Annotated in this window: 23 protein-coding genes; 11 read left to right on the forward strand and 12 right to left on the reverse strand. The window is 64.3% G+C overall.

All coding sequences use genetic code 11. From position 1 onward, the window contains the following. Positions 1-5: 5 nt before the first annotated feature. Positions 6-650 (reverse strand): YqgE/AlgH family protein, encoded by a 645-nt coding sequence (locus H2LOC_RS06480; RefSeq protein WP_136495654.1) that lies wholly within the window; start codon positions 648-650, stop codon positions 6-8. An 87-nt stretch (positions 651-737) separates the two neighbouring features. Between H2LOC_RS06480 and H2LOC_RS06485 the strand changes: the two genes are divergently transcribed. Continuing rightward, positions 738-1,562 carry a protein-disulfide reductase DsbD domain-containing protein gene (locus H2LOC_RS06485; protein WP_136495655.1) on the forward strand — a complete coding sequence of 275 codons (825 nt, stop codon included), beginning with the start codon at positions 738-740 and terminating at the stop codon, positions 1,560-1,562. Between the two features lie 9 nt (positions 1,563-1,571). On the opposite strand, the gene H2LOC_RS06490 is transcribed toward H2LOC_RS06485, so the two are convergent. The 5 genes from H2LOC_RS06490 to H2LOC_RS06510 all read right to left on the reverse strand — a co-directional run bounded on the left by H2LOC_RS06490 (position 1,572) and on the right by H2LOC_RS06510 (position 6,071). After that, on the reverse strand, positions 1,572-2,492 hold the full coding sequence (locus tag H2LOC_RS06490) for a 2-oxo acid dehydrogenase subunit E2 (protein ID WP_136495656.1): 921 nt from the start codon (positions 2,490-2,492) through the stop codon (positions 1,572-1,574). Between the two features lie 49 nt (positions 2,493-2,541). Continuing rightward, a complete protein-coding gene (locus tag H2LOC_RS06495) occupies positions 2,542-2,736 on the reverse strand; it encodes a hypothetical protein (protein ID WP_136495657.1) in 195 nt (64 codons plus the stop codon). 6 nt (positions 2,737-2,742) lie between these two features. Beyond that, a complete protein-coding gene (locus H2LOC_RS06500; protein WP_136495658.1) occupies positions 2,743-4,119 on the reverse strand; it encodes a pyruvate dehydrogenase complex E1 component subunit beta in 1,377 nt (458 codons plus the stop codon). 49 nt (positions 4,120-4,168) lie between these two features. Further along, the gene (gene pdhA, locus H2LOC_RS06505; protein WP_136495659.1) at positions 4,169-5,176 is read right to left on the reverse strand and encodes a pyruvate dehydrogenase (acetyl-transferring) E1 component subunit alpha; all 1,008 of its coding nucleotides are present in this window, start codon (positions 5,174-5,176) and stop codon (positions 4,169-4,171) included. Between the two features lie 118 nt (positions 5,177-5,294). Further along, a complete protein-coding gene (locus H2LOC_RS06510) occupies positions 5,295-6,071 on the reverse strand; it encodes a DUF1499 domain-containing protein (protein WP_136495660.1) in 777 nt (258 codons plus the stop codon). 184 nt (positions 6,072-6,255) lie between these two features. On the opposite strand from H2LOC_RS06510, the gene H2LOC_RS06515 reads away from it, so the two are divergent. Continuing rightward, positions 6,256-6,462, forward strand: a complete 207-nt coding sequence (locus H2LOC_RS06515) for a hypothetical protein (protein WP_136495661.1) — start codon at positions 6,256-6,258, stop codon at positions 6,460-6,462. Positions 6,463-6,686: 224 nt separating this feature from the next. Continuing rightward, positions 6,687-7,934, forward strand: coding sequence for a metallophosphoesterase family protein (locus H2LOC_RS06520; protein WP_162009707.1), 1,248 nt, complete (start codon positions 6,687-6,689; stop codon positions 7,932-7,934). 220 nt (positions 7,935-8,154) lie between these two features. Here the strand turns inward: H2LOC_RS06520 and tuf are convergent, their stop codons facing one another. The 3 genes from tuf to pyrC form a co-directional block, all read right to left on the reverse strand. Beyond that, the gene (tuf, locus tag H2LOC_RS06525) at positions 8,155-9,345 is read right to left on the reverse strand and encodes an elongation factor Tu (protein WP_136495663.1); all 1,191 of its coding nucleotides are present in this window, start codon (positions 9,343-9,345) and stop codon (positions 8,155-8,157) included. A 109-nt stretch (positions 9,346-9,454) separates the two neighbouring features. Further along, a complete protein-coding gene (locus H2LOC_RS06530) occupies positions 9,455-10,567 on the reverse strand; it encodes an ISAs1 family transposase (RefSeq protein ID WP_136494500.1) in 1,113 nt (370 codons plus the stop codon). A gap of 137 nt (positions 10,568-10,704) precedes the next feature. Then, complete coding sequence (gene pyrC, locus H2LOC_RS06535) at positions 10,705-12,027, reverse strand: dihydroorotase (protein WP_136495664.1); 1,323 nt, start codon at positions 12,025-12,027, stop codon at positions 10,705-10,707. Positions 12,028-12,367: 340 nt separating this feature from the next. On the opposite strand from pyrC, the gene H2LOC_RS06540 reads away from it, so the two are divergent. Together H2LOC_RS06540 and H2LOC_RS06545 are read left to right on the forward strand one after the other, a co-directional pair. Continuing rightward, positions 12,368-14,491: an alkaline phosphatase family protein gene (locus tag H2LOC_RS06540; protein ID WP_136495665.1), complete on the forward strand. Its 2,124-nt coding sequence runs from the start codon at positions 12,368-12,370 to the stop codon at positions 14,489-14,491. A gap of 273 nt (positions 14,492-14,764) precedes the next feature. Further along, positions 14,765-15,571: an FkbM family methyltransferase gene (locus H2LOC_RS06545; RefSeq protein WP_162009708.1), complete on the forward strand. Its 807-nt coding sequence runs from the start codon at positions 14,765-14,767 to the stop codon at positions 15,569-15,571. Between the two features lies 1 nt (position 15,572). Here the strand turns inward: H2LOC_RS06545 and H2LOC_RS06550 are convergent, their stop codons facing one another. Further along, positions 15,573-16,214 (reverse strand): DUF3426 domain-containing protein, encoded by a 642-nt coding sequence (locus H2LOC_RS06550; RefSeq protein WP_136495667.1) that lies wholly within the window; start codon positions 16,212-16,214, stop codon positions 15,573-15,575. A 192-nt stretch (positions 16,215-16,406) separates the two neighbouring features. Here H2LOC_RS06550 and ftsE point away from each other — a divergent pair, with 192 nt between their 5' ends. From ftsE to H2LOC_RS06570, 4 genes are all read left to right on the forward strand, one after another. Continuing rightward, complete coding sequence (ftsE, locus tag H2LOC_RS06555; RefSeq protein ID WP_136497012.1) at positions 16,407-17,069, forward strand: cell division ATP-binding protein FtsE; 663 nt, start codon at positions 16,407-16,409, stop codon at positions 17,067-17,069. Between the two features lie 7 nt (positions 17,070-17,076). Beyond that, a complete protein-coding gene (locus tag H2LOC_RS06560; RefSeq protein ID WP_136495668.1) occupies positions 17,077-18,051 on the forward strand; it encodes a cell division protein FtsX in 975 nt (324 codons plus the stop codon). 276 nt (positions 18,052-18,327) lie between these two features. After that, on the forward strand, positions 18,328-19,017 hold the full coding sequence (locus H2LOC_RS06565; RefSeq protein ID WP_202620536.1) for a YdcF family protein: 690 nt from the start codon (positions 18,328-18,330) through the stop codon (positions 19,015-19,017). Between the two features lie 77 nt (positions 19,018-19,094). Beyond that, a complete protein-coding gene (locus H2LOC_RS06570; protein ID WP_136495669.1) occupies positions 19,095-19,883 on the forward strand; it encodes a lysophospholipid acyltransferase family protein in 789 nt (262 codons plus the stop codon). Here H2LOC_RS06570 and thpR read toward each other — a convergent pair. Continuing rightward, positions 19,872-20,441 carry an RNA 2',3'-cyclic phosphodiesterase gene (gene thpR, locus H2LOC_RS06575; protein ID WP_136495670.1) on the reverse strand — a complete coding sequence of 190 codons (570 nt, stop codon included), beginning with the start codon at positions 20,439-20,441 and terminating at the stop codon, positions 19,872-19,874. The two genes, H2LOC_RS06570 and thpR, sit on opposite strands and share 12 nt — an antisense overlap. 86 nt (positions 20,442-20,527) lie before the next feature. Beyond that, complete coding sequence (locus H2LOC_RS06580) at positions 20,528-21,160, reverse strand: arylesterase (protein ID WP_246207028.1); 633 nt, start codon at positions 21,158-21,160, stop codon at positions 20,528-20,530. 112 nt (positions 21,161-21,272) lie between these two features. Between H2LOC_RS06580 and H2LOC_RS06585 the strand changes: the two genes are divergently transcribed. Then, entirely contained in the window at positions 21,273-21,947 is a 675-nt protein-coding gene (locus H2LOC_RS06585; RefSeq protein WP_425487324.1) for an ABC transporter ATP-binding protein, read from the forward strand. A gap of 9 nt (positions 21,948-21,956) precedes the next feature. Next, positions 21,957-24,536, forward strand: a complete 2,580-nt coding sequence (locus tag H2LOC_RS06590; protein WP_246207030.1) for an ABC transporter permease — start codon at positions 21,957-21,959, stop codon at positions 24,534-24,536. Positions 24,537-24,542 lie beyond the last annotated feature (6 nt).

The raw sequence follows: 24,542 nt of genomic DNA on the forward strand, positions 1-24,542 counted from the left end.
CTGTTTCAGGCGTGGCCGGCCGAGGATGACAGGCTGGCGAGGTCGATGCCGAGAGAGCGCAAAGCGCGCAGATATTTGGTGTCGAGGTCGTGGTCGAACAGAATCCCCGGATCGGCCGGGCAGTGCAGCCAGCCGTTGTGCTGGATTTCATTTTCGAGCTGCCCGGCGTCCCAGCAAGCGTAGCCCAGAGCGAGCACGGCGCGGTCCGGTCCATTGCCGGCGGCGATCGCGCGCAGGATGTCGACCGTAGCCGTGAGCGAGACGCCGTCGTCGATCGGCAGGGTCGAATTGTCCAGGAAGAAATCCGCCGAATGCAGGACGAACCCGCGGTCGGTCTGGACCGGTCCGCCGGACAGCACCTGAACTTCCTTGGCCGCGGCAGGCAGGCTGATGCGCTCCTTGGGAGCGATGACTTTCAGCTGCTCCAGAAGGTCGGGAAAATTGCGCACGCGCGCCGGCTTGTTGAGCATGATGCCCATCGCTCCGTCGGCGGAATGCGCACAGATATAGACGACGGAACGCGCGAAACGTTCATCCTCCATCCCGGGCATGGCGACGAGCATCTGCCCTTCGAGAAATCGGTGCTCGCGCAATTCCGTGTTTTCCGGTGAGCCGGTCGCGGAACCTTGCTTCTTTTGGGGCTCGCTCATAGGGTCATGCTACGCCCGCCGCCTTTCAATCTCAAGGGTTCTCTAAAACCGCGGCAGCCCAACCCGGAAATTTATCAGGGCCTTTGAATGGTCAAACAATTCCGTTTTCGCTGGTTCCGCCGTCTCGCTTTCGCCGGCGCCCTGTTCGGCGCGGGCGCGGCGCATGGCGCTTCCCCTTTCGCTTCCGACGCGGCGAACTCCGAGTTTTCATCCGCCCGCCTGATCGCGGGGGAGCCCGCCAAAGACGGAACCTATCTCGTCGCGCTGGAGATCGACCTCAAGCCGAAGGCGCTGACATATTGGCGCCAACCCGGCGAGGCCGGCGTCCCGCCCCGGTTCGATTTCAAGCGTTCGCAAAACGTCGATTCTGTCGAACCCCTCTACCCCGCGCCGAAACGTATAGAGGAAGCCGGGAGCATCGTCGCCGGCTATGATTCGAAGGTCGTATTTCCGCTGCGGGTGAAGCCGCGCAATCCTGAGGCGCCGGTGGTTCTGGAGCTGTCGCTCGACTATGCGGCCTGCGACAGGATATGCCTGCCGACCAAAGCCCGGCTTGCCCTCGCCCTGCCGCAGAGCGGCGCCTCGCCCTTCCTTGCGGACATAGCGGCGGCGCTGGCGAAAGTCCCTCGAAAACTCACGGCCGGTGAGGCCAAAGCGCTGCTCGGCCTGTCGCGCCGCCCGGGGGAAAGCCTTTCCTGGCGGCTGGAATATCTCGGCAAGGACAGTGCCCGCGAGATTTTCGCCGAGGCGCCCGAACCGCTCTATCTCGAAGCGGCGCCCTCGACGGACGGCAAGGCTTTCGAGCTGACGCTCTCGACCAACGGAACGGTCGCTGCGCCGAAAGCGGTCGCCGCGACCCTGACCGTAGTCACGGACAAGGGGGCTTTCGAAGCCCCCTTGGAGCTGAAATAAGCGGGAGCTTTACGCGAACATCGCCGCCGGACGCTCGATCAGGCGTTTGAAGGCGGCGAGAAGATCGGCGCCCAGCGCTCCGTCTATCGCCCGATGATCGCATGAGAGCGTCACGGTCATCATGGTGGCGACGGCGGGGGCGCCGTTTCTCACCACCACGCGCTGCTCGCCCTGGCCGACGGCGAGAATGCTGGATTGCGGCGGGTTGATGATCGCGGTGAAATTCCTGATCCCGAACATGCCGAGATTTGAGACCGAGCTGACGCCGCCTTCATATTCGGCCGGCTTGAGGCGACGGTCCTTCGCCCTGGCGGAAAGCTCCCTGATCTCGATCGAGATTTCGCGCACGCTCTTCGCCTCGGCGTTGCGAATGATCGGCGTCACCAGCCCGCCGGGAATAGAGACGGCGACGCCGATGTCGCTCGTCCTGTGCCGCAGCATCGCCTCGGGCGTATAGGTGACATTGGCGTCCGGCACGCTCTGCAGCGCCATGGCGAATGCCTTCACGATGAAGTCGTTCACCGAGGCCTTCCATGCCGGCTTGCCGTCAGCCCCCTGCGGCGCCGCGGAATTGAAATCCTCGCGCAGGCGCAACAATGCGTCGATCTCGCAATCGCAGGTCAGATAGAAATGCGGAATGCTCTGCGCGGCCTCGGTCAGGCGGCGCGCAATGGCCTTGCGCATCGAATCGTGGGGGATCTGTTCATAGCCGCCGTCGGGGAACGTCTTCTGCGGCGCGAGCGCGGCCTTCGCGCCGGCGCCTTGCTGCGAAGCGCGCCCTGAAGCCATGGCCGCCTGCACGTCGCGCTCGATCACGCGGCCGTGAGGTCCCGACCCCTTCAACGCGCCAATGTCGAGCCCCGCCTCTCTCGCGAGCCTGCGCGCGAGAGGCGATGCGAATATGCGGGCGGTTTCAATCGCTGTCGTCATCAGCGCGTTCCTTCAAAAGGGCGTGCAGGCTGTCGGATCGGGCGCGCGCCTACTGCCCGCCCGCGGTCGCGCCTCCCGCCAAGCCGAACAATGCCCGCATCAGATCCACCGCAAATTCCCGGTCCTGGGAAAAGACCATGAATGCCGCCATCGCCGCGCCGAGCGCTGCGCCCGCCGCCAACAGAATATTTCTGCGCTGCGCGGGTTTTGCCGCAGTTTTCTCGTTTCTCGGCGAGTCGGCCATTTGAACTCAACGGTAGAGCGCCGCTTTCGCGGCGGCGATCACTTCGGCGACGGAGGGCAACGCCAGCTTTTCCAGATTGGCGGCGTAGGGCATGGGCACGTCCTTGCCGGTCACGCACAGCACGGGCGCGTCAAGATAATCGAACGCCTCCTGCTGCACCCGCGCCGCGATATAGGAGGTGACGCCGTTCTGCGGCCAACCTTCTTCGATCGCGACGCAGCGGTTGGTTTTCTTGACCGATTCGACAATGGTTCCGATGTCCATCGGCCGTATCGTGCGCAGATCGACGACTTCCGCTTCGACGCCTTCTTTGGCGAGCTCCTCTGCTGCGGCGAGCGCATAGGTCACGCCGATCGAGAAGGAGACCAGCGTAATATCCTTGCCCTCACGGGCGATGCGCGCCTTGCCGAGGGGAATGACGAAATCGTCGATCGCCGGCACCTCCCCAGTCCTTCCGTAGAGAATTTCGTTCTCCAGAAAGACCACGGGGTTGTTGTCGCGAATGGCGCTTTTCAGCAGGCCCTTGGCGTCGGCGGCGTTGGAGGGCGCCACCACCTTGAGCCCCGGGACCTGGGAATACCAGGCGGTGTAGTCCTGGCTGTGCTGGGCCCCTACCCTGGCCGCGGCGCCGTTGGGTCCGCGGAACACGATCGGACAGTTGAGCTGCCCGCCGGACATGTAAAGCGTCTTGGCCGCGGAATTGATGATGTGGTCGATCGCCTGCATCGAGAAGTTGAAGGTCATGAACTCGACGATCGGGCGCAGGCCGGCGAAAGCCGCGCCGACTCCGAGCCCGGCGAAGCCATATTCGGTGATCGGCGCGTCGACGACGCGGCGCGCCCCGAACTCCTGCAACAGGCCCTGCGTGACCTTATAGGCGCCCTGATATTCGGCGACTTCTTCTCCCAGAATGAAGACGTCGGCGTCGCGACGCATTTCCTCGGCCATGGCGTCGCGCAAAGCTTCGCGCATGGTCATGGCCAGCATGGTGGTTCCGGCGGGAACCTCGGGTTCGGCCGGCTTCGCGATCTCGACCGCTGCGGGAGCCGCAGCGACATTGCTCTGCGCCGCGGGCGCGGGCGCGGGCTCGGCCCGAGGGGCTGGCGAAGGTGCGGGCGCAGGCGCCGCCGATACGTCCTCTCCCTCGGCCGCGATCACCGCGATGGGGGAATTGACGGGGACATTATCGGTTCCCGCGGGGACCAGAATGCGGGCGAGCACGCCTTCGTCGACGACTTCCACCTCCATCGTCGCCTTGTCGGTCTCGATTTCGGCCACGACGTCGCCGGCCTTCACGCTGTCGCCTTCGGCCTTGAGCCATTTGGCGAGCTTTCCGTGCTCCATGGTCGGCGAGAGCGCGGGCATCAAAATATTGACGGTCATCGTCTCCAACCCCGCAGCCTGCGAAAACGCTTCGATTCTTCGCTCATGTTCAAGCCAGAACGTCGGTCCACAATTCGCTCGGGTCCGGCTCGCGGTCCTGCGATGCGAAATCCGCGGCCTCCGCGACGACCTTGCGAATGTCGGCGTCTATTTTTTTCAGTTCGTCCTCGCCGAGGCCGCCGGCGAGCATCCGGACCCGCACCTGCTCGATAGGATCATGCTCTTCGCGCATCCTCGTGACTTCTTCCTTCGAGCGGTATTTGGCGGGGTCCGACATGGAGTGGCCGCGATAGCGGTAGGTTTGCGCCTCGATCAGATAAGGCCCCTTGCCGCTGCGGCACCATTCCATAGCTTCTGCGGCGGCTTCGCGGACGGCGCGCACATCCATGCCGTCGATCTGGACGCCGGGGATGTTGAAGGCGACGCCGCGCTTGGCGAAATCGGACTGCGCAGAGGAACGCGCTACCGACGTGCCCATGGCGTAGCGATTGTTCTCGACGATGAAGACGACTGGAAGGCGCCAGAGCTCGGCCATGTTGAAGCTCTCGTAGACCTGCCCCTGGTTGGCGGCGCCGTCGCCGAAGAAAGTCAGAGAAACCCGATCCTGACGACGATAATTGTTGGCGAAAGCAAGCCCCGCGCCGAGCGGCGCGGGAGCGCCGACGATGCCGTGGCCGCCGAAGAAATTCTTCTGCGGCGAGAACATGTGCATCGAGCCGCCCTTGCCCTTGGAGACGCCGCCGCGGCGCCCCGTCAGCTCCGCCATCACGGCCCTCGGCTCCAGGCCGCAGGCGAGCATGTGGCCGTGGTCGCGGTATCCGGTGATGAACTGGTCCCCTTCGCGCGACGCCAATTTTACGCCGACGACGACGGCCTCCTGACCGATGTAAAGGTGGCAGAAACCGGCGATGAGGCCCATGCCGTACATTTGGCCGGCTTTTTCCTCGAAGCGCCGGATCAGGAGCATTTCCCGATACGCCGCGCGCTCCTCGTCCATCGTAAAGAGCTGCGGCGCCTTCCGCTCAGCAGGAGCGCTCGTTTCGACCTGTTCCGTCATGTCCGCCGTCCTTTGGCCGCAAAGCCGAGCGGCTCTTGCGATAAGCATGCGCCACTTCCAGCATAACCGAAACCGCAGTTGAAAACGAGCGCTCCCCGTCTGGAAAACGGCCGATGCGTCAACGCTGTTCTTCCTGCGTCTGCAGTTCTTCGCCGAATTGTTTGATCCGACGTGCGTTGAAGCCAAAATCATGCCGCCCGTGTCGTGAGGCCGCGCGCACGTCGATGCGCGTCTGGCCGGCGAGCGGCCTTACCCGAACGGCGACGTCTTCGTCGGTTCCCAGAATCAACGTCCGATCCAGGAAATCGATATGGGCGTCCCCCGAACGGGCGCTGGCCGGCCGCTGCTCGACCACCCGCCAGCCTCTCGCCGCGGCGGCTTTGAGCGCGAGCGCCACGGCCTCGTCCAGATCGACGTCGATGACGACAGGCTTTACGTCGGGATAAGCGGCGGCCTGCTCGCTGCGTTCCGCGGCGGTGGGGTTGGGCGGCGAATACCCCCCTCTCGCCTTCAGCGCCTGATGCGAATGCGAAAAATCCGGAGGATCGTCGACATCGGTCGAAATATCGGAAAGAACCGGCAGGCGAAGCGCTTCCACCGCCAGATATGAGGGCCAGGCCAGGGTGAGGGCCGCAAACAGGAAGCCGTATATTGCGGCGCCGACGCCGCGGCCGCCCCATCGCCAGATGCTGACGCATGCGACGCTGAACAAGAAAACCGCGCCGAGAGCGACCGCGATGACGACCCCGAAACAGGCCAGCGCGGCGCCGGCGTCCAATTTGTGAAGGCGAGCGAGAGCGACGATGAGCGCAGCCGCAGCAGCCGCCAATAACCCCAGGCGTCTGCTCCAGATGGCTGCCCGCGAGACGGGCTCCGGTGGAAGATGGCGGCGCATCGGGCGAAATTCCAAGCGAAGATCGGACAATATCGCGCGGCCCGCGCTCCCGTAAAGCTCTGCGAAGCTGAATGATCCGCGCCGCGCCGGACGCGCCGTGATTAACGCGGCCTTAACCCGATGGCGGGAAATTGGCCGCGCGGATTAATTCCCGCTTAACTGCGTAACAGAGTAGAGTGCAGCCATGCCGCAACAGTTCGTCACCGAGTTTCAGGAGTTGTCCCCCGAAAGCCCCGAGCACGATCTGATGGCTCGGCTCTATCGCGAAATCGGCCTCTCCGCCGTCGCCGCCGCTCTCGGCATCCTCAATTCGCCTCAGGATGAAGATCGCGAGCGCGCTCGGGAATTCCAAACTCCCGCATTTCTGACGGAAGAAAGCCTCGCGGCCTAAAAATCCGAGAACGCGAGGCGAAGCCCTTTCGCCCGCATAGAGGTCTTGCCCCGGCGAGTCCGCGCTTCGACCTGCAAGCGCCGGGCTCGCCCTTTTTTTCAAGCAAGTCCATCAGGATTTATCGCCGCCGGCATTTCGACGCTTGCGTCGCGCAGAAAAAAGTTCGAATCCCCGGGCGATATTCCCGCAGAGGACTCCCAATGATTTTTCATAAGATCCGGGGCATGCGCCGATCCCTCTTTCTCACCGGATTCGGCGCGCTTCTCGCCGCGGTCGTCTTCATCGGCGCCGCCGCGCAGGCTGCGGAAATCTACGCGTGGACCCAGTTTACCGGCGAAGGCCTCGAAGCCCGCGTCGTCACCAGCGAAGCGGCCTGCCCAAAGGCCGCGATCGACGGAAGCGACGCTCAAATGAACATCCGCGCGAGGCCGAACGGCGATTTCCCCGCGCTGGTCTGTTCGCTGGCGATCCCCAAGAACGCACGCGAAGCCTCGATCAACGGGCGGCCGCTGGCGCTGCCGCCGCCCCGCGCCCAAAAAATCCTGCTGATCGGAGACACCGGCTGCCGGCTCCAGATGATGATGCTGCAGGCGTGCAACTTCATCAAGGACTGGCCCTTCCGTCTTGCAGCCGATACCGCCGCCGAAATGGCCCCGGATCTCGTGATCCATGTCGGCGATCTGGTCTATCGCGAGCGCGCCTGCCCGGATTCCAACAAGGGCTGCGCCGGGTCTCCTTATGGCGATAACTGGGACACATGGAAGGCGGATGTGTTCGAACCCGGCCGCGCCCTGCTCTCCGCCGCGCCGTGGGTGTTCATACGCGGCAACCATGAGGACTGCGACCGCTCCCGCGCCGGCTGGAATCGCTTCGCCAGCCCGCTGCCCTTTACCGAGGGAACATGCAGCCGGCAGGAACCTCCCTATCTCGTCGATCTCGGCGGGATCGCCCTCGCCGTGCTCGACGTGACGCAGGCCGAGGACCGCGCCGTGAACGACGCGCTCGCGCCTCTGTTCCGCCAGCAATTCGTCTCTCTCGCAAAGACCGAGGCCCCGCTGTGGATCGCGATGCACAAGCCGATCTACGCCTCGGTGCGGATCAAGGACGGCGTCAATGTCGGCGTCAACAAGACGCTCGCCGCAGCGACCCGCGGCGCCGTCCCGGCCAATGCGCAACTGCTGCTCTCCGGCCACATCCACACATTCCAGGCGATGAGCTATTCGAGCGATCTTCCTGCGCAGATCGTCGCAGGACACGGCGGAACGACGCTCGATAGATTCACGCCGGAGAAGCTCGACGGCGTGGCGATGGACGACGCCAAGGTCGAAAAGGGAATCGGCCTCAACAATCGGTTCGGATTCGCAACGCTGGAGCGGCGCGACGACGAATGGCTGCTCACCTCCTTCGGCGTCCATGGCGAACAGCTCGCCCGCTGCCATTTGCGCGGCAAAAAACTGGATTGCGAGCCGTAATGTCGGAAAGGCCGATCTCGGCGCCGGTAAAGCGGCTGTCGGGTGATCGGTTTCCCGTCATCGCGATCGCGAGCGAAAAACGAAGCGATCCAGGGCCGCGCCAATCCCCTGGATCGCCGCGTCGCTACGCTCCTCGCGATGACGGCGCGAGGCCGATTTATTTACAAAAAAGGCCGCCTTCGCGAGAAGACGGCCTCGTTCAATCTGCTTCGTTCTTCGATTACTCGATGATCGAGGCGACGACGCCGGCGCCGACGGTGCGGCCGCCTTCACGGATAGCGAAGCGCAGCTTCTCTTCCATGGCGATCGGAACGATCAGCGCCACTTCCATGGCCACGTTGTCGCCCGGCATCACCATCTCGACGCCCTCGGGAAGCGTCACGATGCCGGTCACGTCCGTCGTGCGGAAGTAGAACTGCGGACGATAGTTGGTGAAGAACGGCGTATGACGGCCGCCTTCTTCCTTCGTCAGGATGTAGGCCTCGGCCTTGAACTTGGTGTGCGGCTTCACCGAACCCGGCTTGCACAGAACCTGACCGCGCTCCACGTCCTCGCGCTTGGTGCCGCGCAGCAGGCAGCCCACGTTGTCGCCGGCCTCGCCCTGATCCAGCAGCTTGCGGAACATTTCGACGCCCGTCACGGTCGACTTCACGGTCGCCTTGATGCCGACGATCTCGACTTCCTCGCCGACCTTGATCACGCCGCGCTCGATACGGCCCGTAACCACGGTGCCGCGGCCCGAGATCGAGAACACGTCTTCCACCGGCATCAGGAAGGGCTGATCCTTCGGACGCTCCGGCTGCGGGATATAGGCGTCGACCGTCTGCATCAGCTTCAGGATCGCGTCATGGCCGATCTCGGGGTTCTTGTTCTCGAGAGCGCACAGCGCCGAACCCTTGGTGATCGGAATGTCGTCGCCCGGGAACTCATACTTCGAAAGCAGCTCGCGCACTTCGAGTTCGACCAGCTCCAGAAGCTCCGGATCGTCGACCATGTCGACCTTGTTCAGGAACACGACCAGAGCCGGCACGCCGACCTGACGGGCGAGCAGGATGTGCTCGCGGGTCTGCGGCATCGGGCCGTCGGCCGCCGAAACCACCAGGATCGCGCCGTCCATCTGCGCCGCGCCGGTGATCATGTTCTTCACATAGTCGGCGTGGCCGGGGCAGTCGACGTGAGCGTAGTGGCGGTTCTGGGTCTCGTATTCGACGTGAGCCGTCGAGATCGTGATGCCGCGCGCGCGCTCCTCGGGGGCCTTGTCGATCTGGTCGTAGGCCGTGAAGGTCGCGCCGCCCGACTCAGCCAGAACCTTGGTGATCGCCGCCGTCAGCGAGGTCTTGCCATGGTCGACGTGACCAATCGTCCCGATGTTGCAATGCGGCTTCGTGCGTGAGAACTTTTCCTTGGCCATAGTCGCAGGTCCAATCCCAAAATTGCTCGCCGGGCCCCATGGCCGCGCGCGGCGAGGGTTTATGCGGATTGGTTGGAATGTTCAAGGGGGGCGGGCCAGTCTTCCAGGGCTATCGCATTTGACCGAGGACGGATCTGGCGAAGGCGTCGGACCATCCGGAGCGCTTGCGCTTCCGTCGGATGGAGATTTCCGGCCTTGCTCGCTTGAGGACGTTGAGGGCGAGCTTTCGGATGGTCGCGAGATTTTCGGCGCCGTGATCCTTGCGGTTGCGGGCCCTGTCCTCGTCGAAGGTCACGTCCAGCACCCAGTGGACGCCGTTCTCGATGCTCCAGTGGGCGCGAACCGCCTTGGCGAAGGCTTCGGCGGACAGCTTTGCGGAAGAAAGATAGTAGCGGCAGGACCGCGTGATCCTGCCGTCGCGCTCGACCTCTGTCTCGATCCGCCCGATGGTCGAAAGCTGCGGCATCGCCGGGCGATCCTTGTCGCCCTTTGGAAACAGCCAGCCGACATCGTGAACGACCGCGTGGCGACGCGTCTCCACCCGGCCATGATCGGCGTCCGTCGTCTCGAATGTCCCGGCGATGCAAGCTTCGGGGTCGGCCAGAAACGTCTCCACATCTTTCAGTGTCGCCGGGCGGTTGGCCTTCAGGGCGAACAGCCAGTCGCCGCCGCGGTCGAGCACCTTCTGCGCCGTCGGAGCGTTGCAGTGGATGGCGTCGGCGGTCACCAGCGCGCCGGTCAGGTCGAGCAGATCGATGAGCGCCCGGGCCGCAGTGATCTCGTTGCCGCCGTCCTCCACCGCCTTCTGGCCGATGACCAGCTTCGCATCGGCGGCGAAGGCCGTCACCACATGCAGCGCCGAGGCGCCTTTGGCCTTGTCGAAGGAGCGGCGCAGCGTCTTGCCGTCGATGGCGACGACGCCCGCGCCATCCTCGCCCAGCGCCTCCAGAAAGCGCCCGAAACAGGCCGCCAGCGCCTCCGGGTCGATCTGCCGGAACAGACGCGAAAACGTGTCGTGGCTCGGCAAGCCGTTCTCGAGGCTCAGGACTTCACGAAACAGCTCTTCCCGGTCCTCGGCAAAGTCGGCAAATTCGACGCAGCCCTCGCAGCCGCAGATCGACGCCGTCAGCGCGATCATCAGAATATCCAGCAACTCGTGCCGCGTGGCGTTGCCGCTGCGCGGATCGGGAACATCCCGCAAGATCGTGATCAACAGGCTCATCGGCTCCTCGCGAATCGGAACCAATGACAGAATCCATTCAACAGCCCGGCGCTACCTCATTTCGTCAAATGCGATTCCCCTGGCCAGTCTTCGGCTTCCCCCGGGTCGCCCGCGACGCAAACAACCCTGCGATAGCGTTACGCGGCGACTTCCCAAACAATCTCCCCGCCGACGATGGTCATTTTGACCACCCCCTGCAAAAGCGCGCCGGCGAAAGGCGTGTTGCGGCAGCGCGAACGAAGCTTCAAAGGATCGACCACGAAGGGCTCGTCGGGGTCGAAGCGAATGACGTCGGCCGGCGCGCCCTTCTGCAGCCGCCCCTGCTCCAGCTTGAGAATCTTGGCCGGATTGCAGGTCATCGCGGCGAGCAGGCGCGTCAGCGGCACGTCGCCCGAATGCACGAGGCGCAGGCCCGCCGCCAGCATGGTCTCGAGGCCGATAGCGCCGAATTCCGCGGCGCCGAAAGGCAGGCGCTTGGTTTCGACGTCCTGCGGATCGTGGTCGGAGACGATCACGTCAACCAGACCTTCCGCCAGCGCATGGACCAGCGCCCGCCGGTCCGGCTCGCTGCGCAGCGGCGGCCGCAGCTTGAGGAAGGTGCGGTAATCGCCGATGTCGTTCTCGTTGAGCGTGAGGTGATTGATCGAGGTTCCGCAGGTGACGTCGTGGCCGGAGACTTTCGCCTCGCTGATCGCCTCCAGCGACAGGGGCGCTGCTATGATGCTGGCGTGATAGCGGCCGCCTGTCAGGGCGGCGAGGCGCAGATCGCGGTCCAGCACGATGGTTTCCGCCTCGGCCGGCACGCCGGCGAGTCCGAGCCGCAACGAGGTTTCGCCCTCGTTCATCACACCTTCGCCGGCGAGGTCGCGATCCTGGGGGAAATGCACCACCAGCGCGTCGAAATCGCGGGCGTAGCTCAGCGCGCGGCGCATCACCAGAGCATTGGCGACGGCATGGGCCCCGTCCGAAAAAGCGACTGCGCCGGCCTGCCCCAGAAGGCCGAGCTCCGCGATTTCGCGCCCCTCGCACCCCTTGGTGAGCGCCGCCATCGGCAGCACGCGCACTTTGCCGGTGTCCCGCGCGCGGCGCAGAACGAAATCCACCACGGCGGGATCGTCGACCACCGGAGAGGTCGCCGGCGTCGCCAGAATTGTGGTCACCCCGCCCGCGGCGGCGGCGGCGGTGGCGGTGGCGATGGTTTCCCGATGTTCGGCGCCCGGCTCGCCCACGAAAGCCTGCATGTCGATCAGGCCGGGGCACACGACGTCCCCGCGGCAGTCGATGATGCGCGCCCGGTTCGGGGCATTATCGACCGTCACCCCGGGGCCGAGGTCGGCGATGACGCCCGCGCGGATGAGCAGCCCGCCGCGAATGTCGGTCTCCGTCGCCGGATCGATCAGGCGGGCGTTCAGCAGGACCAAGGGTTGGGCGTCGGTCTTTGGAGCGAAGCGCGAAAGCATGACGATTTGATTAGGCCATTTGCGGCGCCGAGGGAACAGGCTTCGCGCCGCCGGCCGAGGGTTCGAGGCCGTAATGTAAGTGGAATAAATTCCGCGATTGCAGATGGCGGAGGACGCCGGCCCAACAGGCTCAGACAACCGGAAAACCACCGCTTTTCGGCCCGGCGCAGGTCGCGTCGCCCCGCAAAATCTCACCGTTGATCCGTCCGGCCGAGGCTCAGGCGGCAAGATGAAGAAAATTCGTCATTTTCCGATCATGTAACGGCGCCATGGTCCCGCCCGCTGCAGCAACTCTTGTGTTTCGAGCGGAGCGCTCGCTCCGCATCGGTGGGGGAATCACATGCAAACGAGAGTCGCTCGTCTGAAAAGACTATGTCGTCAGTTTTCTTCGCTTGCGGGGCTTGCCGCAGTTCTTTGCAACACGGCCGCTCCGACTTTAGCCTTCGCGCAGGCCGAAATCGCCCATGCGCCGATCGAGGTGAGCCATGGCCGCGACACGGCCACGAGAACGCCGATCAAGCATGTCATCGTGATCATCGGCGAGAACCGCACCTTCGACCATGTGTTCGCGACCTACAAGCCGCGGCATCAGGGAGACAAGGTTCTCAACCTGCTGTCTCGCCATATCGTCAACGAAGACGGCACGCCGGGCCCGAATTACGGCCTCTCGCTTCAGTATGAGGCGCAGGACACCGACGTGTATCGCATGAACCCGTTCAAGGCGCCTTATTCGGTGCTGCCTCCGGCTCTGACCGGCGGACCGGCGACGCCTGCCGTTTGTCAGGCCGCCGGCGTCACCACCGGAACGTCCTGCGTCAATCCCACGACCCTCGCTCTCGCCAAGAGCGTGGAAAACGGCCTGCCCGACGATTACTACCAGTATCTCCTGACCGGCGGCACCGGCCAGGCAGGCAAGGTTCCGGATACGCGCGTCAGCTACGCCGGGCACGACGCCACCCACCTGCCCCCCGGACCCTATCAGCTCACCAACGCCAACTACCCCTATGACGCCTATGCGGCGAGCCCCGTGCATCGCTTCTTCCAGATGTGGCAGCAGCTCGACTGCGACGCCGCGGCTGTGGATCGCGCCAACGGCTTCGGCTGCTTGAACGATCTGTTCCCGTGGGTCGAGGTCAGCGTGGGCGCCGGCTCCAACGGCAAGGGGCAGCCCGGCGGCTTCAACAACACGACCACCGGAGAAGGCTCAACTTCGATGGGCTTCTTCAACATGCTGCAGGGCGACGCGCCCTATTTGAAGGAACTCGCCGACAGCTTCACGCTCGCCGACAACTACCATCAGGGCGCCCAGGGCGGCACCGGAGCCAACCATTTCGTGCTCGGCTACGCCGACCTGTTGTGGTTCAGCGACGGAAAGGGCAGTCCGCTGGTTCCTCCGAACAACCCGGTCGACCCCAAGAATCCCGGCACGCCTCCCAACGGCGTCAGCGCTCTCAGCGAAATCGAAAACCCCAATCCCCAGCCGGGCACCAACAATTACTACATCGAGGACGGCTACGGCGGCGGTTCGGGCTCGCCTACCGCTGTTGCGCCCCACGCCAATTACGGCGGCGGCTCCTATGTCAACTGCGCCGATCCCGCCCAGCCCGGCGTGTCGGCCGTGTTGACCTATCTCAATGCGCTGCCCAATCCGGTGCCGTCGCGCTGCGACGCCGGCCACTACTATCTGCTGAACAACTACAACCCGGGTTATTTCGGCGACGGCTCCAACGCCTATACCGACACCGACTCGAACAACTATGTGTACACCATTCCGCCGACCAAGGTCCGCCACGTCGGCGACGCCCTGAACGACAAGAAGATTTCCTGGGCCTATTACGGGGACCAGTGGAATCTCTACGTCAACGACAAATATCAGCTGAACCCGGCGGACGCCTATTGCAACATCTGCAACTGGGCGCAGTTCTCCACCTCGATCATGACCGATCCGGCCCAGCGCGCGGCTCATCTGAAAGACACTACCGATCTTTACGCCGCCCTTCAGAGCGGCAATCTCCCGGCGGTGTCCTATGTGAAGCCGAGCGGCCTCGTCGACGGCCATCCGGCGTCCTCGAAGCTCAACCTCTATGAGGGCTTCGTGAAGAAGATCGTCGATCTGGCCAAGGCCAATCCCCAGCTTCGCAACGACACCGCAATCTTCGTCACTTTCGACGAGGGCGGCGGCTACTGGGACTCCGGATATGTCCAGCCGGTCGACTTCTTCGGCGACGGCACCCGCGTTCCCATGATCGTCGTGTCGAAATACAGCCAGGGCGGCCATGTTGCGCACAGCTACACGGACCACGCCTCGATCGTGAAGTTCATCGAAGCCAACTGGGGTCTTGCGCCGCTGACCAACCGCAGCCGCGACAATCTCCCCAACCCGCTCACGGACGGGAATCCCTATATCCCCGTCAATGCGCCCGCGATCGGCGACATGATGGACATGTTCAACTTCGATCGCTGATCCTTCCTGGATAGACACGGACGGGCGGATGTTTCATCCGCCCGTTTGCTTTTGAGCCGTGCGCAAATTCCAGCCTCTCCGCCGATGGCGCGCAGGCCGCGAAACGAACCACGCCAATTTATACGGATTACAGGCGGGCTATTAGGCGCTACCCCGCCTTTGCGCCTTCCCTTCCCCGCTCCCCACAGGGAAACTCCGGTTCGGGCCTGAACGACTTTTGCAACCGGGACGGGTTTGCAAAAAGTTCGGCCGGGGACAACCGAGGAGGCCGCATTGCAAAGCGATCTGATTTTCGACATCGGGCTGCACGAGGGCCAGGACACCGAGTTCTATCTGAAAAAGGGCTTCAGGGTTGTCGCGGTCGAGGCCGACGAAGATCATTGCAAGGCCGTCGCCGAGAAATTCGCCGACGCCGTCGCGGACGGGAGACTAACCATCGTAAACAAGGCTCTGGCCAAAGAGGCCGGAACGGTGACTTTCTACAAGAGCGCCTTTTCCGTGTGGAGCACGCTCGATCCCGAATTCGACAAGAGAAACCGCCGCCAGGGCATGGAAACCACTTTGTGCGAAGTGGAGGCGACGACCATGGCCGATCTGCTGCAGGAATTCGGCGTTCCCTATTATATCAAGCTCGACATAGAGGGTCTCGACGTCGTCGCCCTGCAGGGATTGAGATTCTCCAACGAATTGCCGGCCTATATCTCGATGGAATCGGAAAAGGACTCGTTTCGGGCGTTGCGCAGGGAGTTCGAAATCCTCGAGGGTCTCGGATACGACGAATTCAAGATCGTCCCCCAGCAGCGCGTATGGCGGCAGCAACCGCCCAGACCCGCCCTGGAGGGCGTCTACGTTCCGCACCGCTTTGAAAAGGGTTCGAGCGGAATGTTCGGAGAGGAAGCGCCCGGCCAATGGATGTCGAGCGAGGAAGCCATCGAAAAATATAAAAGGGTGTTCCTCAGATATGTGCTGGTCGGAGACGATCCTTACGTCCCTAAATGGGCGGAATTCATTTTCCGATACGGCATGGGAATTCGCAACGGATGGTACGACACCCATGCGAGGATCGGCGCAAAGGCCTGATTTAATACAGCCGCGCGGTAAGCGCGCCCGCCGGCGCGGACGATGTTTTCGACGTCATTTCGGCATGGCCGGCGAAGCGCACGAGCACATCGGAAGCGCCCTCCGGCGGCGCGGCGAGCCGCGCGCGGAAGGCGACCGTTTCGCCCGGATCGAGGCGGCCCTTCGGCGCGCGCGCGGTCCATGAATATTTGCTGGTCCCATTGTCCGCGCGGACCGTCAAAGCCACGGGGGGAACCGCATTTGCGTCCCGGCGCAGATTCACGATCTCGCCTTCGATGGCCAGCACCTTGCGCTCCCCTTCCATCATGATGCGGGAGCGGACGCTGCGAAGCTCGAGCCCTGAAAGATTGACCGGCAAACCGATCGCCCAATATACGGCCGCCGCCGGCGGGGCGACGCTGACGATTTTCTCCCGCAGGCCTATCAGCGCCATGGCTCCGAGGAGCGTCGCCAACAGGGCTGCGACCACGGGAGCGCGATCGGATTTGCGCGGCGCGGGCTCCTCCCGTCTCGGACCTCGACGGGAGTCTCGCCACAGCTCGTCATAAGAAGGCCCGCGCGCGAATTCGCTGACCGCCTCCGCCGAAATCGAAACGGAATCGAAAGCCCCGTCATGGGTTGAATCGTGCGGTTGGGCGCGCATGGCGTTGGTCGCTGGCTCGAGGAAGACGCCGCCATTAAGGCGCATCGTGGTTAACGAAGCGTCACCGCCGCGAGGCCGCGCGTTTCCAACCGCGCTCGACAATGGCTAATCTCGCAACAGATAGCGCGGGGTGATTCCCATTCCGCGGCGAACCGGCGGGACGGCGACTTTTCGATGCGGGAGAGCGACCAATTGTTGAGCTTCGAGAACGTAGGCCTCAGCTACGGGACCGGACCGGAAACTCTTCGCGACTTGAACTTCGCCATCGAACCGAATTCGTTTCAATTCCTCACCGGGCCTTCGGGGGCCGGAAAAACCTCGCTGCTCAAGCTTTTCCTGCTGGCGCTAAAGCCCACCCGGGGAAAAATCATATTGTTCGGGCGCGATTCCGCGACCCTGAGCAAGGACGAAATCACCCAGATCCGCAGGCGCATCGGCGTGGTTTTCCAGGATTTCCGGCTGCTCGACCACCTCACCCTCTATGAAAACGTGGCTTTGCCGCTGCGGGTGCTGGGACAGGAGGAGGCGACCTACCGATCGGAGGTCTTCGAGCTCTTGCGCTGGGTCGGGCTGTTCGAACGCAAATACAGCTTCCCGACCGTGCTCTCGGGGGGAGAAAAGCAGCGCGCGGCCATCGCCCGGGCTTTGATTGCACGGCCGGAAGTGCTCCTGGCCGACGAACCCACCGGCAATGTCGATCCCACGCTCGCCCGCCGTCTCTTGCGGCTTTTCGTGGAATTGCATAAATCCGGCACTTCGGTCGTGATCGCCACTCACGACCTAAACCTCATGGATCAATTCGACAGCGCGCGCCGCTTCGTTCTTGCGGACGGGCGTCTCCACGTCTTCGAATGAGTCGCCAATGTCGCGAATTCCGCTGCGCAAGGCCTTCAGCTGGACCAATCTGGAGCCGCTGGAAGCGACCGAAGAAGACGCTCCGCCGCGCGAACAGCCGCTGGCTCCCACCGATTCCGTCGCGGGCCGCTCTGTGGTCATCGTCATAGCCATCATGACGTTTCTCGCCGCTCTGGCCGCCGGCGCCGCGCTCCTCGTCGCCGACGCCAGCGTCGACTGGCGAAAGGAAGTCGCCAGAGAGGCCAGCGTCCAGGTTCGCTCGCTGCCCGGCCGCGACATCGACGCCGACGTTCGCGCCGCGGCCAGGATCATCGAGGCGACCCCGGGCGTAAAGGAGGCGCGCATATACACCAAGGCCGAGTCCGAGGCTTTGCTTTCGCCCTGGCTCGGCAAGGGCCTCGATCTCACAGAGCTGCCGACCCCGCGCATGATCGTGGTCAGGCTCGACGTCACCAAACGGACCGATCTCGCCAGGTTGAAGCAAGACCTCGCGGCGGGAGCCCCCTATGCGACCCTGGACGACCACCGCCTCTGGGTCGAGCGGCTCGACGCCATGGCCGGAACCGTGGTCGGAACAGCGGCGCTGATTTTCGCTCTGGTGGTCGTCGCCATGGCGGTGGCGGTCGCATCGGCCACGAGGGCGGCGGTCGCGACCAATCGCGAGATCGTGGAAGTCCTCCATATCGTCGGCGCTGCGGACGATTTCATCGCGCGGGAATTCCAGCGCCGGTTTCTTGCGCTCGGCCTGCGCGGCGCGCTCATCGGCGGCGGCGGCGCCGCCCTTTTCTTCCTTGTCGCGGGCTTATTGGCCCGCCGCTGGACTGCGACGCCCGGAGGCGACGAAATCGAAGCCATGTTCGGAAGCGCGTCCCTGGACGCCCGCGGCTTCGCCGTCATCATGGCGCTTTCCCTGGCTGTCGCCGCCCTCACCGGCGTGATGTCGCGGCTGATCGTCCTGAGGCGGCTCAAGGAACTCAATTAAGGGCGGGAGTTCAACGCCTTCCTAACCCGACTGAAACCGTCGGCGGCTGAAATTAACTGGCGTTTTCCTGGCGGGCGCCCAATCTAGCGCGCTTCCGCTCGAACGGAATCGTTCGAGCGATAAGAAATCGCGCAAAATCAAATAGCTGGAGCGCATTCTCATCGCAAAAGTCTGTCAACTTTTGCGGAATGCGCTATAGCGGACGAGGATTCGGTTGCGTTTCGGCGAGACGGGCCCTTCTGTCTCAAACCGAGAACACGCGGCGGGAGTTGCGAATTGTCCCCTGAGGGAGAAATTCCCCGAACGAGAAAGCCGCGCTGCGGTCGGCGACTGGCCCTGGCCGTCACATGTTCCGGGGCCTTTCTGATCTCCGCCTTCATCGCGGGCTTCGTCGGTTTCGCCTCCTCCCTGGAACGGACCGAGCCTGTTCTTCTGGTTCAGGCGGAAGGCGTCGTGGCGCTCACCGGCGGCTCGGATCGGGTGCTGGAGGCGGCGGAGTTTCTCGCCCGCGGCCAGGCCCGGCGCCTGCTCATCACCGGAGTGAACCGCGCGACTCACGGGGCCGATCTCGAGAAGATTCTCCCCGTCTCCAGGGATCTCTTCGCCTGTTGCGTCGATCTCGGCTACAAGGCGATGGATACGGCGGGAAACGCCCGCGAGACGCTCGAATGGGCGAGATCGCGCAATATCCGCGGGCCGCTGATCGTCGTCACCTCGAATTACCACATGCCGCGCGCCATGGTCGAACTGTCCGCGGCGCTTCCGGGCTTCACGCTTTATCCGTTTCCGGTCGTCAGCGAGCATGTGAATGTCCGCAGCTGGCGCGACGACAGCCGCGTGCGGGCCCTGGTCGCACGCGAATATCTGAAATATCTGCGGGCGATCGTGAGAACCAAATGGGAGGGCTTCGCCGGCGGCGGCGACGCCAGTGGAGAAGGCATTGAAAAGCCGCGTTTTCTGTTCTGAAAACGCCTCCGCCTTCTTGTTCTTTGCGGCCATCCTGCCGTAAAAAGCAGCGCCACCCGCCAACAGGCCGCGAGATCATGCTCTTCCTGCGCTCACTCGTTTTTCAGATCGTCTACTACGCCAACCTCTTCTTCTGGATGGTCCTCTGGCTGCCGGCCCTGCCGTTGCATCGGCGCGTGACGCTGGAGCTCGGGCGCCAGTGGGGTCGCACCTCGCTATGGTGGCTGGAAAAAATCTGCGGCGTGAAACACGAGTTCCGCGGGCTGGAAAACATCAGATCCGGCGCGGTCATCGTCGCCTGCAAGCATCAGTCGGTCTGGGACACTTTCGTCCTGCCGCTGCTGTTTCCGGATTTCTCCTACATTCTCAAGCGCGAGCTGGTCTTCATACCTTTCTTCGGCTGGTATCTCCTCTCGGCCGAACAGATCGCCATCGACCGTTCCAAAGGCGGCAAGCTGCTGCCCCAGCTGGTGCGGAAAACGAAAGAGATATTCGCGCAAGGAAGACAGCTCTTCATCTTCCCGGAAGGCACCCGGCGCCCGGCCGGCGCGCCTGCCGCCTATAAATTCGGCGTCGCCCAGATCTACAAAGACACCGGGGCGCCCGTGATTCCAGCGGCGCTCAACTCCGGGCTTTTCTGGGCTCGTCGCGCCTTCATAATCCGTCCCGGAACGGTGGTGCTCGAATTTTTGCCGGCGATCGAGCCGGGAATGAGCCAGCGCGAGTTCTTCACCGAGCTGCAAAATCGCATGGAGACCGCCAGCGACGCCTTGATCGCCGAGGCGGTCGCAAAAGACCCTTCCCTCGCCCCGATCGTGGAGGCGAATCGCAAGTTGCCCGCCAAGGCGCAGCCGTCAAAGGGTTGAACCAGAGCCCAGCGCGAGTTCGAGCGGTTCCAGCGGATATTCGGCCTCGACGATATAAGGCCCTCCGCCCACGGAATCGCGCGACGAGTAGAGAACGAAGCGCGGCGCCTCGAACTTCAGCGGCGGGAAATATCCGCGCGCCCCGAGATAGGCCGCCACAGCGCCTGGAGCCGCGCCCCGCAGCCGCGCCAGCGTGACATGGGGAATATATTTGCGTGGCTCGGGCGGCGCGCCGAGACGCCGCAACAGTCTTTCCTGTTCGGCCTGCAGCTCGATCAGCGCGGGCTCCGGACGGGCCCTTGCGACGATGGCCCTCGGCTTGTCGCCGCCGAAGGAGGCGAGCTGGTCGATCGTGACGGTGAGCGCGCGACGCCGGATGGCGTCGAGCGCATGAGCGACGTCATGGGCGAGGCGTTCATCGACATCGCCGATGAAGCGCAGCGTGATGTGGTAGTTTTCGGCGTCGATCCAGCGGGCGCCGCCGAGCCCGCCCCGCAAGCTCGCAAGGCTGTCTGCTACGGAAAAAGGAATTTCGAGGGCCGTAAATAATCTTGGCATTTGGTCCTCCCTCCATGGGCGCGCGTTTTCTGGAAAAGAACATGCTCAACCCGAGAGCGCGTCCGCCCCATGGAGCCGGACGCGCTTTAACGATCCGGCGCAGCGCGCGCCGCCTTCGCGCTCCCGATGCGCTTGAGACTCTCCTCGACCAGCGGCGCTATTCCGTCGACGATGCGCGCGACGCCCTTGGCGTTGGGGTGCAGTCCGTCGGGCAGCGTCAGCGCCTTGTCCCCTGATACTCCGGCCAGGAAAAACGGATAAAGCGGCAGGCCGCGGCTCGTCGCGAGATCTGGAAATATGGCGTCGAACCGCGTCTTGTATGCGGGACCGAAATTCCCGCTCGCCAGCATCCCGGCCAGCAGCGCCGAAGCCCCCTTGGCCTTGATCTGATCCAGGATCTTCTCGAGATTGTTCTCGGCGATCCTGGGGTCGAGGCCGCGCAGCATATCGTTCGCGCCGAGCTCGACGATGACGAGATCGGCTCCGCCGCCCATCGCAAAGGCGAGCCGAGCGAGGCCTCCCCCGGTAGTGTCTCCGGAGACGCCGGCGTTCACGACCTTGGCGTCCACGCCGTCCGCCGCCAGCCTGCGCTCGAGCTGGAACGGAAAGGCTGCGTCGGCCGGCAGCATGTAGCCCGCGGAAAGGCTGTCCCCCAGAGCCACCACGCGCAGAGGCTCGGCGCCCGCCGCGCTGGAAAGGAGCCCGGCGGCGAGGATCACCGGGGCGACCGGACGAAGGATCGGAGGAAGAGCTTGGAACGGGCGCGACAAAGCGCGATAAGAGCGCGAAATCAGCGCCGCCCTGCGGGGCGCTTCCGACGAGGCCTCTCTGGTGTCAAGTTTAATCGAGCTTCTCGACATAGACCTCACTCTCGGCGCCGGCGCGGCGCGGGTTCATGTTCTCAAGAATCTCAGTCTGAAGATAGCGCGCGGAGAAACGATTGGGCTCGTGGGGCCGTCCGGCTCCGGGAAATCCACACTTTTGATGACTCTCGCGGGCCTCGAGCGACCCGACAGAGGATCGGTCCGGCTGAATGGCTGTGATCTGACCACTCTCGATGAAGACGCCCTGGCGCGCTTCCGTGGTGAAAACATAGGCATCGTCTTCCAGTCTTTCCAGCTCATCCCGACCATGACCGCGCTGGAGAATGTCGCTGTCCCGCTTGAACTTGCGGGGCGAAGCGACGCTTTCGAACGCGCGGCCGAAGAGCTGGCGGCGGTCGGCCTGGGCCAACGCCTCTCGCATTATCCGCGCCAATTGTCCGGCGGCGAACAGCAACGGGTCGCGCTGGCGCGCGCGCTAGCGCCGGATCCTCTGATACTTGCCGCCGACGAGCCGACCGGCAATCTCGATTCGGAAACCGGCTCCAGCATCGTCGACCTCATCTTCGAGCAGAAGTCCCGCCGCAACGCCACGCTCGTCCTGGTCACGCACGACGCCGCCCTTGCTGCGCGCTGCGACCGCGTGGTGCGGCTGCGCTCCGGCAGAATCGAAGGCCAAGACTAGGAATTCCGCATGACCATTACGCGACGGGGCATGATCGACAGGCTTCCGATCTCGGTTCGCTTCGCGCTCCGCGATCTCCTCGGCGACAGCAAAGGCTTCGGGATCTTCATCGCCTGCATCGTGATCGGCGTCGCGGCGATTTCCGGCGTCAACGGCCTGTCGCGCGCGCTCTCTCAGGGACTTGCACGAGAGGGGCGCGTCATTCTGGGCGGGGACGTATCCTTCAATCTGGCGCAGCGTGAGCTCGAACCAGACGAGAAAGCCTGGCTCGCCAAGCGCGGCCGCATCGACGAAATCGCGCTGATGCGCGCCATGACCAGCCTTGAAAAAGCGGCGCCCGCCGAGGATCCGGCGCCCGCTCTGGTCGAATTGAAAGCGGTCGATCCGTCGATTTATCCGAGTTTCGGATCGCTCGAAACGGAACCGGCGATGAGCGCAGTCGAGGCTCTGCGGGAGCGCGGCGGCGTCTTCGGGATCATCGCCGATCCGATGCTGCTCGCGCGGCTCGACGCCAAAACAGGCGACCGCCTCGTCATCGGCGCGGCGCGGTTCGAGATACGCGCCGTTCTGCGCGCCGAGCCCGACAAACTTTCGGGCGGTCTGGGCTTCGGCTCGCGTGCGCTGGTTTCCTTGGCCGGGCTCGAGGCCACCGGCTTCATCCAGCCCGGAACCATCTTGCGCTATATCGCGCGCGTCGCCCTCCCCGACGGGCCGAGCGACGAAGAGGTCGCACGCTTCGTGGATACGGCCAACGCCGCCTTTCCTCGAGCTGGCTGGGACATTCGCAAGCGCGACGCAGTCTCTCCGCAGTTTACCCGCAATCTCGAACGCTTTTCTCAATTGCTGACCCTCGTGGCGCTGACCGCTCTCGTCGCCGGCGGCGCCGGCGTCGCCAACGCGGTGCAGGGCCTGATCGAGCGCAAGCGCGCGGCCTTCGCGATTCTGAAAGCCCTCGGCGCCCCCGCAAGCCGCGTTTTCTCGATCGCCCTGACCGAAGTGCTGTTCATGGCGGCGCTGGCGATTCTCGGCGGCCTCGCCATCGGCGCGGCCATTCCCTTCGCCGGGGCCGAGGCGCTGCGCCGGGCCGTCGAATTGCCCGTGGTCGCAGAGGCAGACCCCGGCGCGCTCGGCGTCGGCGCTCTTTACGGTCTTCTCGTCACGCTGGTTTTTTCGCTCGGGCCGCTCGGCCGCGCGCATGAAATCCCGGTCGCGGCGCTGCTGCGCGGCGAAGCCGAATCCGCGCGCCAAAGTCCTTTGCGTTACCGCCTCGCCGCGGCGGCAGCGATGCTGATGCTCGTGGCGACCGTTCTATTCTCTTCGGCGGACAAGAAGCTCGCCGGCATGTTCATCGCCTGCGTGCTCGCCGCTTTCCTGCTGCTGCGGGGCGTCGCAGCTCTGGCGATGCGCGCCGCGCGCTCCCTGCCCCGCGCGCGCGACGCCCGGCTGCGTCTCGCGCAGAGCAATATCGGACGGCCCGGCAGCCTCGCGCCGGCTCTGATTCTTTCCATCGGCGTGACCGTAACCCTGCTGGTCGCGCTGGCCCTCGTCGAAGGCGCGATCCACAGCGAGTTGGAGCGCTCCGGCTCCGGCGAGATCCCGCGTTTCTATTTCATCGACGTTCCGCAGGAGGAAGCCGGCAATTTCGACAGCTTCCTGAAGCAGGAGGTCCCCGGCGGGCGGATTGACCATGTGCCGATGATGCGCGGGCGCATCGTCGCAGTGAAAGGCGCCCGCGCCGAGACGCTGCATGTGGGCGAGGACGCCGCCTGGGCGCTGGACGGCGACCGCGGCATCACTTTTTCCGCCGAGCCGCCGCAGGGCTCGAAGATCGAAGAAGGCGCATGGTGGAAGCCCGGCGAGAAAGGACCTTTCGTCTCATTGGAGGGCAGGGTTGCGAGAGGGCTGGGACTGGCGCTCGGCGACGAGATCACGGTCAATGTCCTCGGCCGCGAAATCACCGCCCGCATCGCCAATTTGCGGCGGGTCGACTGGCGCAGCTACGGCATCAATTTCGTCATGGTGTTCTCGCCCGACGCCTTCGCCGGCGCGCCCTATTCGGAAATGTTCACCATCGCCTATGACGCCCCCGAGCCTGAGCGCATTGACGGCAAGCTTGCGCGCGACGTAGCGAAGCGCTTCCCCATGGCCGCGTCGATCCGGGTCAAGGACGCGCTCGAAGCGGTCGATAAAATCGCGGGACAACTGGCTCTCGCGGCGCGCGCGGCGGCGGGCGTCGCGATCGTCACCGCGCTGCTTGCTCTCGGCAGCGCCATCGCCGCCGGACAGCGGGCGCGCCGGCACGACGCCGTGGTGCTCAAGACTCTGGGGGCGACGAGGCCGTGGCTGACGGCGGCCTATGTGATGGAATTCGCCCTGCTGGGGAGCGTCGCCTGTCTCTTTGCTCTCGTCGCAGGGGCCGGCGCGGCCTATGGCGTCGTCGCCCTACTGATGAAGAGCAGTTTCGTCTTCCTGCCGGGAACCATGCTCGCGACCGCCCTCGCCGCGCTGATCGTGACGATGCTGCTCGGAATAGCCGGCACATGGCGCGTGCTGGCCAAAAAGCCGGGACCGGAGCTGAGGAATTTGTGAGGGGAG

The organism is Methylocystis heyeri (genome assembly GCF_004802635.2).
In the GTDB taxonomy this organism is placed as follows: domain Bacteria; phylum Pseudomonadota; class Alphaproteobacteria; order Rhizobiales; family Beijerinckiaceae; genus Methylocystis; species Methylocystis heyeri.

Excerpts from the sequence above, each read along its gene's own strand:
- H2LOC_RS06480 (WP_136495654.1), bottom strand. The coding sequence starts at position 650 with ATGAGCGAGCCCCAAAAGAAGCAAGGTTCCGCGACCGGCTCACCGGAA.
- H2LOC_RS06485 (WP_136495655.1), top strand. The coding sequence starts at position 738 with ATGGTCAAACAATTCCGTTTTCGCTGGTTCCGCCGTCTCGCTTTCGCC.
- H2LOC_RS06490 (WP_136495656.1), bottom strand. The coding sequence starts at position 2,492 with ATGACGACAGCGATTGAAACCGCCCGCATATTCGCATCGCCTCTCGCG.
- H2LOC_RS06495 (WP_136495657.1), bottom strand. The coding sequence starts at position 2,736 with ATGGCCGACTCGCCGAGAAACGAGAAAACTGCGGCAAAACCCGCGCAG.
- H2LOC_RS06500 (WP_136495658.1), bottom strand. The coding sequence starts at position 4,119 with ATGACCGTCAATATTTTGATGCCCGCGCTCTCGCCGACCATGGAGCAC.
- pdhA (WP_136495659.1), bottom strand. The coding sequence starts at position 5,176 with ATGACGGAACAGGTCGAAACGAGCGCTCCTGCTGAGCGGAAGGCGCCG.
- H2LOC_RS06510 (WP_136495660.1), bottom strand. The coding sequence starts at position 6,071 with ATGCGCCGCCATCTTCCACCGGAGCCCGTCTCGCGGGCAGCCATCTGG.
- H2LOC_RS06515 (WP_136495661.1), top strand. The coding sequence starts at position 6,256 with ATGCCGCAACAGTTCGTCACCGAGTTTCAGGAGTTGTCCCCCGAAAGC.
- H2LOC_RS06520 (WP_162009707.1), top strand. The coding sequence starts at position 6,687 with ATGCGCCGATCCCTCTTTCTCACCGGATTCGGCGCGCTTCTCGCCGCG.
- tuf (WP_136495663.1), bottom strand. The coding sequence starts at position 9,345 with ATGGCCAAGGAAAAGTTCTCACGCACGAAGCCGCATTGCAACATCGGG.
- H2LOC_RS06530 (WP_136494500.1), bottom strand. The coding sequence starts at position 10,567 with ATGAGCCTGTTGATCACGATCTTGCGGGATGTTCCCGATCCGCGCAGC.
- pyrC (WP_136495664.1), bottom strand. The coding sequence starts at position 12,027 with ATGCTTTCGCGCTTCGCTCCAAAGACCGACGCCCAACCCTTGGTCCTG.
- H2LOC_RS06540 (WP_136495665.1), top strand. The coding sequence starts at position 12,368 with ATGCAAACGAGAGTCGCTCGTCTGAAAAGACTATGTCGTCAGTTTTCT.
- H2LOC_RS06550 (WP_136495667.1), bottom strand. The coding sequence starts at position 16,214 with ATGCGCGCCCAACCGCACGATTCAACCCATGACGGGGCTTTCGATTCC.
- H2LOC_RS06560 (WP_136495668.1), top strand. The coding sequence starts at position 17,077 with ATGTCGCGAATTCCGCTGCGCAAGGCCTTCAGCTGGACCAATCTGGAG.
- H2LOC_RS06570 (WP_136495669.1), top strand. The coding sequence starts at position 19,095 with ATGCTCTTCCTGCGCTCACTCGTTTTTCAGATCGTCTACTACGCCAAC.
- thpR (WP_136495670.1), bottom strand. The coding sequence starts at position 20,441 with ATGCCAAGATTATTTACGGCCCTCGAAATTCCTTTTTCCGTAGCAGAC.
- H2LOC_RS06590 (WP_246207030.1), top strand. The coding sequence starts at position 21,957 with ATGACCATTACGCGACGGGGCATGATCGACAGGCTTCCGATCTCGGTT.